Source organism: Megasphaera sp. DJF_B143 (assembly GCF_900320625.1).
Lineage (GTDB): Bacteria > Bacillota > Negativicutes > Veillonellales > Megasphaeraceae > Megasphaera > Megasphaera hexanoica.
The window spans coordinates 1-15,344 of record NZ_ONTA01000180.1 but is presented as its reverse complement, the minus strand read 5'-3'; the positions used below and the strand labels follow the sequence as shown (position 1 = coordinate 15,344).

The window sequence follows — 15,344 nt, the reverse complement described above, 5'->3', positions numbered from 1 at the left end:
TCATCGTCAACGTTTTGCGATCTACCAGATCCATGCCGAATGCTTCATAATGACGGGTGCTGGCGTACTGATACACCGCTCGCCATAAAGTATTCTTATCGACTAATTTAATAGAAGGAGTAAAATGAACGAAATGCATAATTCCTGGCAGCTCAACACAGTAAAACCGGTACGTCGAATTACCGTCTGCCAGGCTGATGACATCCATTTTTTTAGGCAGGGGAACTTCAATACTGGCATCATATAGTTCCCCTTCGTCGCGAACTACCACTGCTTTTAATATCTTATTGCATCCGGAACAGGAAACGCGGTACTCACCATGATCCTGGCCGGACCGGGAGAGTAAATAGGCAGCAGCTGATCGCGAAGCGTTGCCACAAAACTCGTCTCCCATCATGTCCAGACGTATATCGGCATCGTTATCGGGCCAGGTCAGAAAACCTACTTGCTCTGCGCCGACATACTCAGGCTGCAGCAGTCTGGCTGCTAACGAAGCGTGTTCCTGTTTAGGAATCGCGTCCAATACGAGAATCGTCGTATTGCCACTAGGATCGGCTTTCACATAATGGATTTTCTCTGTCATGTTTACACCTCAATGATGATCCATTCTCTATGCGATGACTGGATACGGGAATAATTCATATACTGCTTATTATAACACATTGCGACTGCATGAACAGCACTAATGCCAAAGTCAATAAAAACTTCTGTCCCCATCGTCATTTTCTTTTGTTATCCCGAGTTATATACTAAAAAATTTAACAAACAATAGGATGGATTGCCAATTGACGCCAGTCTGATTTTCTATTACCATTAAAATGAAATATCTTAATGCATAAGGGGGTCATCTTATGGAAACATCATCTGCTATTGTAGGGCGCCGCAGTATACGGAAATATACCCATCAGCCGGTATCAGACGCCGACCTGCAGGATATACTGGAAGCCGCCGTCCTCGCTCCTTCAGCCAGCAATTTACAGCCATGGTATTTTGTCGTCATCAGAAGTCCTGAAAAAATGGACGCATTAAAAAAATTAATGGCGGAAGCCACTAAAAATCTCATGCCATACTGGCACCGCCGATTTGCCAAATATCCCCGTGTCGTGACAGAGACGGCTGATTTTGTCCGTTTTCTTGGCGACGCTCCTGTCTGTATCCTGGCCTTTCTCCTGCGGACGGAGTATGAAATGCCCATACCGGCCATTCAGAGTGTTGCCGCTGCCATCGAAAATATGCTGCTCACCGCAACAGACAAAGGTCTGGGCAGCTGCTGGCTTACGGCTCCTCTTGCCGGAGGTGTCGGGCAGGAAGTACACGATATGTTTGCTCCTGATAAAGGCGAGCTCGTAGCGATGATCACCCTTGGACATGCCGCCCAGACACCGGCAATGCCCCGCCGTAAAGAAGGGCGTTATATCATCGTCTGACATGATGGACGCCGGTACGTACGCATCGTATCACACTAAAATAACCATTTCTTATCTGTCTGAATGATCGAAAAAAAGCAAAACGGCCGTCATGCGAAACAGTTTTTATTTCGCATGACAGCCGTTTTTCTTTATTTGCTTACCAGATCTTCTTCTACCTGGATATGCAGTTCATGAAGCTGTTTTTTTGTAACCGGTGACGGAGCTTCGCTCATCGGATCAATCGCGTTCTGTGTCTTCGGGAAAGCGATGACATCACGGATAGATTTCCGTTTGAGCATAAGCATGATCATGCGGTCAAGGCCGAATGCCAGTCCGCCATGGGGTGGAGCTCCGTATTCAAAGGCACGGACGAGGAAGCCGAATTTCTGTTCCACTTCTTCCGGTGTCAGGCCGATAGCCTTGAATACACGCTGCTGGATATCGGGCTGATAAATACGTAGAGAACCGCCCCCCAGTTCAATCCCATTGAGTACCAGATCATATGCTTTGGCATATACGTGGGCCGGATCCGTTTCCAGCTTATCCAGATCTTCATCACGCATAGCCGTGAACGGATGATGCATAGCAACATAGCGGTGTTCTTCTTCGCTGTATTCGAACATGGGGAAATCGACGACCCAGGTAAAGGCAAATTCATTTTCGTCGATAAGGTTCATGCGGCGGGCCATTTCTTTACGTAATTCACCCAGAGCCGCCGCAACGATTTTGGGCTTATCGGCAATCATGAGAATTAAATCGCCTGTTTCTGCACCGCAGGCTTTACCAATTTCGCGAAGCTTATCTTCACCAAAGAATTTTTTAATCTGCGATTTCAGTGTTCCATCTTCCAGGAAGCCAATCCATGCCAGGCCTTTGGCTCCATAATGGCTTACATATTCAACGAGGCCATCCAGTTCACGACGTGGGATATCTGCATCACCTTTAACATTGATGGCTTTGACCTGTCCGCCATTGTCAATGACTGTGCGGAATACTTTAAAGTCCGTGTCCTTTACCAGTTCCGTTACATCGGTGAACTTCATGTCAAAGCGGAGATCCGGTTTATCCGAACCATAATTTTCCATGGCATAATCCCAGGTCATACGGTGGATCGGCAGTTTGACTTCATGGCCCAGCGTTTCCTTAAAAATATAATGAACCATGTTTTCTACCAGCGTAAGGATTTCTTCCTGGCTCATAAAGCTCATTTCCATATCCAGCTGGGTGAATTCAGGCTGGCGGTCTGCACGCAGGTCTTCATCGCGGAAGCAGCGGGCAATCTGATAATACCGGTCCATACCGGAGATCATCAAAAGCTGTTTGAAAATCTGCGGGGACTGGGGCAGGGCATAGAACTTTCCTTCATTGACCCGGCTCGGTACCAGATAGTCACGAGCACCTTCAGGCGTGCTCTTGCACAATTCCGGTGTTTCAATGTCAATGAAGCCGTGTTCATTGAGGAATGTACGCATAGCATGCTTTACCTTATGCCGCATGATAAGGTTATTTTGCATTTCCGGACGACGCAGGTCGAGATAGCGGTATTTCAAACGGATTTTTTCATCGACATCGATATTATCTTCAATATAGAACGGTGGTGTCTTTGACGAATTGAGGATACGCAGTTCTTCACAGCGGATTTCCACGGTCCCGGTCTTCATTTTAGGATTGACCGTATCGGCATCGCGCATGCGAACGATACCACGGACTGCCAGGACATATTCCGTACGGACCTGTTCTGCTTTTTCAAACGAGCTCTTTTCGTAATCCGGTGATGCCACGACCTGGACAATCCCCGTGCGATCGCGTAAATCAATAAAAATCAATCCGCCATGATCACGGCGCCGTTCAACCCAGCCGCACAAAATGACTTCTTTTCCCGTATCGGCTTCAGAAACTTCAGCACAATACTGGGAACGTCGTAAACCTTCCATTGTATCCATTACTAACTCATCCCTTCTTATGTGTTTCCATATATGCAACAATCCCATCTAAGGGAACGCTGATCTGTTCTTTCGTGGCCATATTCCGGATCTGTGCCGTATGGCTGGCCAGTTCGTCTTCGCCAATGATGACGGTATATTCCGCATCCATCTTATTGGCAGATTTCATCTGACCTTTCATGCTGCGGCCCATCAGGTCTATTTCCGCATAGATGCCATTTTCCCGCAACGCCTGCTGGATGCAAAATGCCTTTGCCCTGGCTTCATCCCCCAGAGCAACAATGAAGACCGGCTGCTTTTTTTCTACTGGCGGAAGCAGTCCTTGTTCTTTTAATGTCAGAAGGAGCCGTTCCATGCCAATAGCAAAGCCGATTCCCGGAGTAGATGGCCCGCCTACTTCTTCAATGAGGCCGTCATATCGTCCGCCACCGCAGACCGTACTCTGGGCACCTAATGGAGCATACATGATTTCAAAAGCCGTATTCGTGTAATAGTCAAGTCCCCGGACCAGGCGCGGATCCAGTTCAAAGGGGATACCGATGCTGGTCAGATAGGCCTGGACTTTTTGAAAATGGTCCCTGCAGTCATCGCACAAATTATCCGTAATGAGGGGAACGCCCATCTGCATCATTTTTTCGCCATCTTCTTTGCAGTCAAGGACACGAAGCGGGTTTTTTTCCAGTCGTTCGTTGCAGTCTTCACAGAGCTGATCCCGTTTATCTGCAAAGAAATCGAGCAGTTTCTGACGGTATACAGGCCGGCATTTGGGACAGCCGACAGAATTCAGGTGCAGGACTAGATCGGTAAGGCCCAGTTCACGGAACAACTGGAAAGCCATAGCAATGATTTCTGCATCGACAGCCGGATCTTTGGATCCGATTTCTTCTACCCCGAACTGGGTGAACTGACGGTACCGCCCGGCCTGTGGGCGGTCATGCCGGAACATGGGTCCCATATAATAGAATTTGTGGACTTTCTGTTCGCCATACAGTTTATGTTCCAGGAAAGCTCGTACAACAGAGGCCGTATTTTCCGGACGCAGTGTCATGCTGCGGCCGCCGCGGTCATTAAACGTATACATTTCTTTTGTCACGACATCCGTCGTCTCACCGATGCCGCGCAAAAACAATTCCGTACTTTCAAACATAGGTGTGCGGATTTCGCCGAAGCCATAGAGCGAACAAATCTGGCGGATTTTCGCTTCCAGTATCTGCCAGTCTGCCGTCTGTTCCGGCAGGAAATCCTGCGTACCTCTTGGTGCAGTAATTGCCATTACCTATCGTCTCCTCCATATATCATAGCACATAAATGCCGGCGCTGCCTCATTCTTTCAGACAGTGCCTGCACATACGCCTCAGGATCTTTGGGCATATATATCTTTTTCAGACTGTGCCCGTCATGGGACAGGAATTTCGTCGTACTTCCCGGCCCGGCAGACAGGATAGTCTGTCTTTCTTCCATCATCTGTATATTGTACTGACTGATTGTACCGCTCTGTGCATAGCCCACATTGGCAAAACTGCCTGCCATGTATTTCTGGCGGTACATATAGTACGGTATATATCCATGCTGCTGTAGTATTTCCTCACAGTAATGAATCATCCGGGACACTTCTGCAGCCGGTGGAATATGCTGACGCAGGGGATGATGAAATAAAGGTGCCCTCTTTTTTAATGCCAACGTATGAATTGTAACATTTTCCGGGTGCAGTTGGCAAACAATTTCCATATTTTCCTGCATATCCGCCAATGTCTGCTCTGGAAGCCCTGCTATGAAATCCATATTGATGACAGAAAAGCCCATACTGCGGCAACGGGAAAACATGGCAAATACATCCTCAACCCGGTGCCGCCGCCCCAGAAGATCCAGGAGATGCTGCTGCATCGTCTGTGGATTGACACTGATACGGTTGACACCATACCGGCGCAACAGTGTCAGTACGTCTTTGCCCGTCGTATCAGGCCGTCCCGCTTCAACGGTCCATTCCTCAATATTCCCGAAATTCCCGGCTACAGCCCGGAGGACCGCCTCCTGTCCGTCAAGAGGCAGACAGGTCGGTGTCCCCCCGCCAATATATACAGAACGGATATGTATATCATATTGCCGGCATAAGGCAGCAATATCATGGATATCCTGTACTACTGCCCGGATAAACCGTTCCATAACCGGCTGCGCTTCCGCCCCGGCCAGGCGGGATGGAAAGGAACAATACAGACAATGGCTGGGGCAGTACGGTATGCCTATGTAAAGGGCAGCGTCGTGAACCGGCCGTTCTATATACGGGCGCTGCAGCCGGGTCATAGTTACGAGATACTGCGCCGTATCCGGCTGTACATGATACTGCGATACCAATATGTCTGTAATCCGTTTTTCATCGTCTTCCTGATCCCGCAGATGATGTACCAGCTTAGTAGGCCGGACGCCGGTCAATGTTCCCCAGCGGCTGTGGGCTGTACCATAACAACGCTGATGCCAGTGCAGGATCAGGTTCTTGATGACCCGCCCTAGCTCATCCTTTTCCAGGAAAGCTGCTTGTGAATGCCAGCGCATTCCCTCACGGTAAAACCATCCTTCCAGGACATACCGGCCTTCTACTTTCTTCAATACGATTTCACTACCAACCGGCAATGGTTCATGCCCCCCGGCATAGCCGAGATAGGCCATAATCTGACCGACAATGGCATGAAATTCTGCTGGCCCGTCATAGTGATATGCCTGTAAATCCGGAATCATTGTACCGTCGTTTCTGCCGCTTCTTCAGCTTCTTTTGCAGCTTCAGCGGCACGCTTTTTCTGGCAGTCTTCGCAATACCCATATACTTTGAGCTGATGGTCTACCGTCTGGAAATGAAATTGTTTCTGCAATATTGTTTCCAGTGTTTCCAGCAGATCATCTTTGCATTCCCACACTTTGCCGCAGCCCAGGCAGATTAAATGATGATGATAATGACCTTCTTCATCATGGTCGTTTAATTCATAACGGCTGCAGCCATCATCAAAATCAAGTTTTTTCAAAAGGTCCATTTCTGTAAACAGGTCCAGCGTGCGATAGACTGTAGCCAGTCCGATTTCCGGAGCCTGTTTTTTTACGATTTCAAAAACGTCATCGGCACTGAGGTGGCGGGAATCACTTTCCACAAAAGCCCGCAGCACGACTTGCCTCTGTGACGTCATTTTGTATTTCTTGTTCTTAATCTGTTCTTTCATTCGTTTCATCATGAGGTCCATCAATTGTTCTTTAGTTCTTTCCATAGGTATTCATCGCCTTTGTCTTATAAGTATTGTAAAACCATAAATGTCTGCACAAAATCTGAAGCACTGCCGTAACAGGGACAGTCAGCACCATGCCGGCAATACCGAACAGCGTACCGCCTATGAGCAGTGCAATAATAATCACCACGGGATGCAGACTGATGACAGCTCCCATGACCTGGGGCATGATAATATGACTGTCGATCTGCTGGATCACGATATAAAAAATCAACACCTTGACCGCCAGAGACAGGCTGACCGTTGCCCCTAGAAGGATAGCCGGAATGGCACCTACGATAGGTCCTACGATGGGAATCCATTCTGTTACGGCCGCTAAAAGACCGATAACCATGGGATAATGGACTCCCATGATCCACATACCGCAAAAAGTAAGCGTCGCTATAATACAGCTCATCGTCAGCTGGCCACGGATGTACGAACTCAGCACGTGCTGTATTTCATTAAAAAGCACGTCGAGCTGCAGGCGGTATTCTACCGGATACAGGCAGATAAATGAACGTACCATCCGGCCACCGTCTTTCATGAAGTAAAAAGTAATGATTGGCACTACAAAAAATTGCACGACCGTACCCGCAATGGCAAAGAGAGATTTGACAAAATTGCTGATTCCATCCACGCCGTAATTGCCTACTTTGGCAAAAGCATCATTGATGACGCTTTTCACCTGATCGGGAATATAAAACTGAGTCTGTTCATTTTCAATCTGCGTGATGATGGTCACGCTCTTATCCCATAAAGTGTTGAAGTTGACAGCCAGCAGATTTACCTGTTCTACCAGAGGCCGGAGAATGATGTTGGTCAGCACGGACAACACAAAAATCAGGATAGCAAAGGATATGAGGATAGATATATCGATGGGTATATTGCGCCGCGTCAGCCGCATCAGCCCTTTCTGGACCATATCGCGGACAGGAATCAGGATAAATGTAATAATCAGGGACACAATCACCGGCCAGTACACGTTGTGCACAGAAAAGAACAGGATAGCAGCCAGTATGGCCAGTACGACCCGCAGCCAGAATTGTGACTCTTTATACATAGACATGATTACCAGCCCCCATCGAGGTAGGGATTATTCTGACGTTCCCGTCCTATCTGGGTAGCCGGTCCGTGACCAGGCAGCACGACTGTATCATCAGGAAGTGTCATGAGCTTTGTCTTCAGACTCGTAAGCAATTCTGCCATAGATCCGCCATACAAATCGGTCCGTCCCACAGAATACAAAAATAAGGTATCCCCGGAAAAGACGACTCCTTCGCCATACAGACTCAGTCCACCCGGCGTATGCCCCGGTGTTTCCAGTACATGGAAAGTCAGGCCGCCCAGATGAATCTCATCCCCGTCATGAACGATGCAGTCCGGCGATGTACATTCAATAGGCCGTCCCATAAACATAGACAAATTATTTTTTGAATTGGAAATGAGATTGGCGTCCCCGGCACCAACATACACCGGAACATTTTCACGCTGGCGTAATTCCTGCAATGCTCCGATATGATCGGCATGACCATGGGTCAGAAAAATCAGCTTCAGCGTAAGATCATACTTTTCCAACGTCTTATGGATCCGTTGATAATCCCAAGCCGGGTCCACGACCATGGCATCCCTGGTCGTATCATCGTATACGATATAGCAGTTAGTTTCTATGGGTCCTAACACAAGGGATATATATTTCATTGCCATACGCATAGCCTCCTAAAATGTCTTTTTACTATCTACTAAAATCGTGACCGGTCCATCGTTTGCCAGTGTAACGACCATTTCCGTGCGGAACACACCTGTTTCCGTGTGAATTCCCATCTGCCGCACCAGGGCGACAAATGTTTCATAGAGAACATTTGCCTGCTCCGGGGCTGCCGCTTCCGTAAATCCCGGACGGCGGCCATGACGGACATCACCGTATAATGTAAACTGGGACACGACGAGCATTTCACCGCTTATATCCAGCAGCGAGCGATTCATCTTTCCCCCTTCATCTTCAAAAATCCGGAGATGACAAATCTTATCCGCCATGTATCGGGCATCTTCTTCTGTGTCGTCACGGCTCACTCCCAAAAGGACCATGAGTCCCGGACCGGTACGGCCGCTTTCTGTCCCTTCCGATGTGACATAGGCATAGTTTGTACGTTGTACGACAGCTCTCACTGACTGCTTCCTCCCGTAAACCGCTGTACGGAATATACATCCTTCAAACGGCGTATTTTTGTTGAAATAAATTCCAGCTGGGCCAGGTCTTTGATACTCAGCCCCATATGCAGTGTAACAGTTTTTGTATCGGTCACGCGGGCATTCATACTCGTAATAGAAACCTTCATTTCCGCCAGGGCCGCCATAATTTCAGCTATGACACCCGTACGGTCATAGGCAGTGACTTCTACATTGACATCAAATTTTTCCTGTCCGTCATAATCCCATTCTACATCGATAAGGCGGTCCAGATCATTCTGGTTATGCGTGACATTCGGACAGTCTGCCCGGTGTACGGATACACCGCGTCCCCGCGTAATAAATCCGATGATCGGGTCCCCCGGTACAGGACTGCAGCATTTAGCCAGGCGCACCATAAGCCCCGATTCGCCCTTGACCAGGATACCCGATCCGCCACTCTTGGACGGTTTATGCGTTTTCAGCTTATCGAGGACAGCCAGATGATCTTTTTCTTCTTTCTGCACATCTTTCTTATGCAGTTCCAAGAGTTTGATAAGGACCGTATTGACGGCAAATCCCCCATACCCGACAGCTGCCAGCAGGTCATCTTCTGACCCGGCATTCATCTGTTTTGCGACGCGGGCCAGCCGGCTGGTCTTATTCAGCTCTTTCCAGTCATGGCCCAGGCGTTTGCATTCCCGTTCCAACGCATCGGAACCTTTCAGGATATTTTCCTCCCTGTTTTCCTTTTTAAACCAGCTGCGTATTTTCGAACGGCTTTCCGAACTGCCTACAATTTTCAGCCAGTCCAGACTGGGCTTACCCGTTTTGGAAGTGATGATTTCAACGATATCACCATTTTTGAGCTCATAATCAAGTGGCACGATTTTGCCGTTAATCTTAGCTCCCACGCAATGATGGCCTACTTCCGTATGAATCCGGTAAGCAAAATCAATGGGAATGGATCCCTGTGGCAGATCAATGACATCCCCCCGCGGAGAGAAGACAAAGACTTCATCAGAAAACGCATCGAGTTTCAGGGCATTGACAAACTCTTTGGGATTACTCGTATCCTGCCATTCCAGGAGATTGCGCAGCCAGCCCATTTTTTCATCGAATTCATTTTTCCCGGCGTTGGCATTGCCTTCCTTGTACCGCCAGTGCGCAGCAACACCGTATTCGGCTACGCGGTGCATTTCCCACGTGCGTATCTGTATTTCTACAGGCTGTCCGCGGGTCCCGATAACCGTCGTATGCAATGACTGATAGTTGTTGGGTTTTGGCATGGCAATATAATCTTTGAAACGGTAAGGCAGGGGTTTCCACAGACTATGTACAATACCAAGGACACCGTAACAGTCCTGAACAGTATCGACAATGACCCGGATAGCGTATAGATCATAGACCTGGCTGAGATCCCGGTTGTCCTTTTTCATCTTCTTATAAATACTGTAGAAATGCTTTGGCCGGCCATTGATTTCAAATTTTATATGAGATTCTTCCAGTGCCTTGCGCAGCACCTCAATGGCCTCGTTGACGATTTCTTCCCGCACGTGGCGTTTTTGCTTCATCTGATCCACGAGGTCATAGTATTTATCCGGTTCGAGATAACGGAAAGACAAATCTTCCAGTTCCCACTTAATGTTGAAAATCCCCAGCCGGTGAGCCAGAGGGGCAAATATTTCTAATGTTTCCTGGGCAATACGCTTCTGTTTGTCGCTTCTCATATAGCGCAACGTTCTCATATTGTGAAGCCGGTCTGCCAGTTTTATGACCACGACGCGGACGTCCTTGGCCATAGCCAGAAACATTTTTCGCATGCTGTTTAGCTGTTGGTCTTCTTTTGTCCGATAATCCAGCCGGCTCAGTTTCGTTACGCCATCAACCAGAAAGGCTACTTCCCGCCCGAACTGGGATTTGATATCATCCAGCGTCAACGCCGTATCTTCCACTACATCGTGAAGGAGTGAAGCCGTGATGGTCGTCGTATCGATTTTCATTTCTGCCAGTATCTGCGCCACTGCCAGCGGGTGAATGATATACGGTTCTCCACTGACCCGGTGCTGGTCTTTATGAGCCTCATCCGCTATAGCATAAGCTTTTTTTACATCTTCACAGGTATTATTTGGCTGATAACTGTGAATCGTATCCAATAGCCGTTGAAATTCTTTTTCCGGTTTTGCAAATTCCATTTATCTTCCCCCTTCCGACCGAAAATATTTCCCATAAGTAGCAGATGCTTCCAGATGCATCTTTCCCGTAAGAGCCGGGAAATAATATATGGGCCCGTCCGGCAATTCTCTAACATCGAGAACGCCGATTTCCCGTAATACTGACATAGCCGCACAGGCCGTATGTGCCTCGTACCTGGAATGAACCGCATCGATAAGCCGTTGCTGCACCTGCCATACAGGAAGTCCCCCTTCAGGGATACAGTGCTTAAGAGCCATATATATATCTACCATGACATTCCGGTCAAGCTGGATTGTCTGCGGCTGGCGATGAATATCCTGTAGCACCATTTGTGGAGACACTATTCCATTATACTCGTTAGGTTCCAGTGTAAACGCCAGATCGACTGTATCGCCCTCCAGTACATTCGCACAACAGGAAGCCATGGACCATCCTACAGCTCCCAGCCTTTGTCTCTCCGTTTCAATAGAAAGGCGCAAATGATGTTTATTCCTGCCTATGGGCCGGCACTCAGAAATAACCGCATCGCGTAATGCAAACACGGGCCGGCTGTTTCCCATGCCATATGGTTCCAAAGCACTCAGTTCCTGAATGAGTTGCAGACTGATATCATCTGCCTGCAGCTCTTTATCAATAACTACTTCCGGTATGTATGATTCTTCTGTCATGTGATCCGCTGCATAGGCCAACAAACGCTGGCGAAATGATTCTATCTTATCCGGCACAATGGAAAAGCCCGCTGCCATCGTATGCCCGCCATACTGAATCAGCAGGTCATCGGCAGACTTAAGCGCCTCATACATGTTAAAACCAGGAATGCTGCGGCAGGATCCCTTGCCAATGCCATCGTGAATACTGATGACCAGAGCCGGCCGGTAAAATTTCTCTACCAGCCTCGAAGCAGCGATGCCAATGACTCCGGAATGCCAATCATTGCCATAAGCGACCAGCACTCCATCCTGGCTTTGTCCCTTTTCTTCTATCTGGTTCACGGCCTGTTCAGCAATAGTATGTTCAATATCTTGTCGTTCCTTGTTCAATTCGGACAACTCATCGGCCAGGGAAGTGGCTTTTCCCGCATCACTTTCCAGCAATACTTCTACGCCTCTTGTCGCGTGGCTGATGCGTCCTGCCGCATTGAGACGCGGAGCTGCCGTAAAGGCGATGCGCCCTGCCGTGATAGTATCCGGCGTCAGACCGGAACTGGTCAAAAGGGCCTGTACTCCCGTATTCAGACCTTTTTTCATCCGTTTCAGCCCTTCTTTGACCAGTATACGGTTTTCGCCACGTAAAGGCACTAAATCAGCAATCGTCCCAAGCGCACAGAGCTCGACATAACCAGGAAGTGTTTTCCCGTTTCGTTTCTGCCAGAGTGCCTGACATAGTTTAAAAGCAACGCCGGCACCAGCCAGGTCCTTGAAAGGATACGGACATCCTTCCTGCTTAGGATTGATGACAGCATAGGCATCGGGAATGAGTTGTGGCGGCATATGGTGATCAGTCACAATAATATCCATAGACTGGTTAAATTGTTCAATCAAATCGTGCGATGAGATACCGCAGTCCACCGTAATCAGGACATGTGTCCCATCGTCCTGCAATACCTGCAGGGCATCGGCATTCAGACCATATCCCTCACTCTGTCGCTCGGGGATATAAAAGGAAGGGCAGCCTCCCAGGTCACGCAGGACAGAATATACTAAGGCTGTCGAAGTAATGCCATCGACATCATAGTCACCATAAATGACAATCTTTTCCTGTTCTTCAATGGCCCGGCAGATACGTTCCACCGCTTTTTTCATGCCTTTCATCAGAAATGGATCATCCAAATCATCCATATCATCATAAAGATACCGCCGTATCTCTTCGTTCGTCCTTATGCCGCGATTATATAAAATCTGCGCCAAAACGGAAGAAATCCCGGCCCTGTCAGCCAGGTCCAAAATGCTGGCATCATCGGTCTCTTGTATATGCCATCGCTTTTCCATACTATCACAACGCATTCTCAAAAAATAATCACTTTCAAAACCATACACCTATTCTATCACAATCCATTCTCAAAATAAAGGTTGTATTTAATAAAATTATGTAAATATTCTCATCTGGCCATATTTTGAAAATGATAATAATAAAACAAGCCCCGCTGTAGCGGGGCTTGCTCATAGTTAATATGTTATGCACATATAAGCTGTGTCTTAGGCTTCGAAACCTTTCTGGAAGCGGACATAGGACTGACGGCGTGCTTTTGCATCAGATTCTGTCTTAGCATAGAGAGCTTCGGCCTGTTCCGGGAAGCCTTTCTTAAGGGAAGCATAACGAACTTCACCCTGTAAGAATTCCTGGAATTTGCTATAATCCGGTTCTTTGGAGTCGAGGCTGAACGGATTCTTGCCAGCTTCTTTGAGATCCGGGTTGTAACGGAACAGATCCCAATAACCGCACTGTACAGCGAGCTGTTCTTCTGTCTGGCTCTTGCCCATGCCTTTACGGATACCATGGTTGATGCAAGGAGCATAGCAGATGACGAGGGAAGGACCATGATAAGCTTCAGCTTCGGTCATAGCTTTGAGGAGCTGGTTCTTATCAGCGCCCATAGCTACCTGAGCTACATATACATAGCCATAGGAGATAGCCATCATGCCGAGGTCTTTCTTCTTCGTGCGTTTACCAGAAGCGGCAAACTGGGCAACAGCAGCGGACGGAGTAGCTTTGGAGGACTGGCCGCCTGTGTTGGAGTAAACTTCCGTATCGAGTACGAGAACGTTTACATCCTGATCCTGTGCGAGTACGTGGTCAACACCGCCGTAACCGATATCATAGGACCAGCCATCACCACCGATGATCCAGTGGGAACGTTTAACGAGGTACTGTTTCTTTTCGAGGATATCTTCCAGGACCGGTTTGCCAGCTGCTTCTTTTTCAAGGAGAGCAACTACTTTATCAGCGCGTTCACGGGAACCTTCGCCTTCATACATATTAGCAACCCAGTCGCTGAGAGCAGCCTGGAGTTCGTCAGAAGCAACAGCTTTGGCAGCTTCTACTTCATCAGCCAGGTCTTTACGTACTTTATCTACGCCCATGAACATGCCGAGACCAAATTCAGCAGCATCTTCGAAGAGGCTGTTAGCCCAGGAAGGACCATGACCTTTGGCGTTTGTAGTGTACGGGGAAACAGGAGCAGATGCACCCCAGATAGAGGAGCAGCCTGTAGCATTAGCAATCATCATGCGATCGCCAAAGAGCTGTGTGAGCAGTTTGACATACGGTGTTTCGCCGCAGCCTGCGCAGGCACCGGAGAATTCGAGCAGCGGCTGTTCGAACTGGCTGCCGATAACCGTCTTCTTGTTCTGCGGGTTAGCTTTCGGAGCTACCTTATCCTGTGCATAGTACCAGAAATCCATCTTAGCGCGTTCTTTGTCGTCGTTCGGAACCATGGTCAGAGCTTTGGCCGGGCAGACGTTGACGCAGGAACCGCATTCGAGGCAGTCGAGCTGGTCTACAACAATCGTAACATTGTATTCTTTACCGCTCTTTGCCTTAGCAGCAGCTTTGAAGCCTTCCGGAGCAGCTGCCAGTTCTTCAGCAGTGGTCAGTACCGGACGGATCGTAGCATGCGGGCAGACAAAGGAGCACTGCATACAACCAACGCATTTTTCTGCATCCCAGGCAGGAACGTGCAGAGCCGGGCCGGCTTTTTCGAATTTTGCAGTACCGGAAGGCATCGTGCCATCTTCACGGCCGACAAAATCGGATACTTTCAGGTCGTCGCCAACCTGGCCGAGCATCGGAGCAGCAACTTTTTCGAAGTATTCCGGAACCGGACGGCCTTCGACAACTTCGTCTTTGGCATCAGCCCAGGAAGCCGGATAATTTACTTCGTGGAATTCTTTAATACCAGCATCAACGGCGCCATTGTTCATGTCAACGACTTTCTGGCCTTTCTTGCCATAGTTCTTGATGATGGAATCTTTCAGATATTTAACGGCATCTTCAACAGGAATGATCTTGGCAAGAGCAAAGAATGCAGCCTGCATAACCATGTTGATACGTGTGCCGAGGCCCAGTTTCTGGCCAATAGCATCGCCGTTCAGGGTGTAGAATTTAACGTGATTCTTAGCGATAGCACGTTTAATCTTAGCCGGCAGTTCTTTATCCAGTTCTTCATCTGTCCATGTGCAGTTCAGCATGAACGTACCGCCGTCTTTAATGCCGCGGAGGATGTCGAACCGTTTAACATAGGACTGACGATGACATGCAATGTAATCAGCAGCATCGATCAGATACGGCATATCGATCGGGTTCTTACCAAAGCGGAGGTGAGAAATCGTTACGCCGCCGGATTTCTTGGAGTCATAAGCAAAGTATGCCTGAGCATACAT

General features: G+C 48.4%; 12 protein-coding genes. 1 reads left to right on the top strand and 11 read right to left on the bottom strand.

Translation table 11 applies throughout. From position 1 onward, the window contains the following. Positions 1-583: hypothetical protein (locus DBO31_RS05480; protein WP_150824638.1), on the bottom strand; the 583-nt coding region annotated here is incomplete at its 3' end. Between the two features lie 268 nt (positions 584-851). Between DBO31_RS05480 and DBO31_RS05475 the strand changes: the two genes are divergently transcribed. Continuing rightward, positions 852-1,427, top strand: coding sequence for a nitroreductase family protein (locus tag DBO31_RS05475; protein ID WP_075582088.1), 576 nt, complete (start codon positions 852-854; stop codon positions 1,425-1,427). Between the two features lie 131 nt (positions 1,428-1,558). Here the strand turns inward: DBO31_RS05475 and aspS are convergent, their stop codons facing one another. The 10 genes from aspS to nifJ form a co-directional block, all read right to left on the bottom strand. Continuing rightward, the gene (gene aspS / locus DBO31_RS05470) at positions 1,559-3,352 is read right to left on the bottom strand and encodes an aspartate--tRNA ligase (RefSeq protein ID WP_150824637.1); all 1,794 of its coding nucleotides are present in this window, start codon (positions 3,350-3,352) and stop codon (positions 1,559-1,561) included. Between the two features lie 7 nt (positions 3,353-3,359). Continuing rightward, on the bottom strand, positions 3,360-4,625 hold the full coding sequence (hisS, locus tag DBO31_RS05465) for a histidine--tRNA ligase (protein ID WP_150824636.1): 1,266 nt from the start codon (positions 4,623-4,625) through the stop codon (positions 3,360-3,362). Then, positions 4,625-6,085 carry a coproporphyrinogen dehydrogenase HemZ gene (gene hemZ / locus DBO31_RS05460; protein ID WP_234995405.1) on the bottom strand — a complete coding sequence of 487 codons (1,461 nt, stop codon included), beginning with the start codon at positions 6,083-6,085 and terminating at the stop codon, positions 4,625-4,627. The genes hisS and hemZ overlap by 1 nt, the downstream gene beginning before the upstream one ends. Beyond that, entirely contained in the window at positions 6,082-6,603 is a 522-nt protein-coding gene (locus DBO31_RS05455; protein ID WP_059076883.1) for a Fur family transcriptional regulator, read from the bottom strand. Before DBO31_RS05455 ends, hemZ begins: the two co-directional genes overlap by 4 nt. Beyond that, the gene (locus DBO31_RS05450; RefSeq protein ID WP_150824635.1) at positions 6,590-7,669 is read right to left on the bottom strand and encodes an AI-2E family transporter; all 1,080 of its coding nucleotides are present in this window, start codon (positions 7,667-7,669) and stop codon (positions 6,590-6,592) included. The genes DBO31_RS05455 and DBO31_RS05450 overlap by 14 nt, the downstream gene beginning before the upstream one ends. A gap of 2 nt (positions 7,670-7,671) precedes the next feature. After that, positions 7,672-8,307 (bottom strand): MBL fold metallo-hydrolase, encoded by a 636-nt coding sequence (locus DBO31_RS05445; RefSeq protein ID WP_059076881.1) that lies wholly within the window; start codon positions 8,305-8,307, stop codon positions 7,672-7,674. 12 nt (positions 8,308-8,319) lie between these two features. Then, complete coding sequence (gene dtd / locus DBO31_RS05440; RefSeq protein WP_075582084.1) at positions 8,320-8,769, bottom strand: D-aminoacyl-tRNA deacylase; 450 nt, start codon at positions 8,767-8,769, stop codon at positions 8,320-8,322. Further along, positions 8,766-10,964: a bifunctional (p)ppGpp synthetase/guanosine-3',5'-bis(diphosphate) 3'-pyrophosphohydrolase gene (locus DBO31_RS05435; protein WP_059076879.1), complete on the bottom strand. Its 2,199-nt coding sequence runs from the start codon at positions 10,962-10,964 to the stop codon at positions 8,766-8,768. Before DBO31_RS05435 ends, dtd begins: the two co-directional genes overlap by 4 nt. Then, positions 10,965-12,953, bottom strand: coding sequence for a single-stranded-DNA-specific exonuclease RecJ (gene recJ / locus DBO31_RS05430; protein ID WP_113855021.1), 1,989 nt, complete (start codon positions 12,951-12,953; stop codon positions 10,965-10,967). It lies immediately after the preceding gene. A 207-nt stretch (positions 12,954-13,160) separates the two neighbouring features. Beyond that, the coding region (gene nifJ / locus DBO31_RS05425) for a pyruvate:ferredoxin (flavodoxin) oxidoreductase (RefSeq protein WP_150824634.1) at positions 13,161-15,344 on the bottom strand (2,184 nt) is incomplete at its 5' end.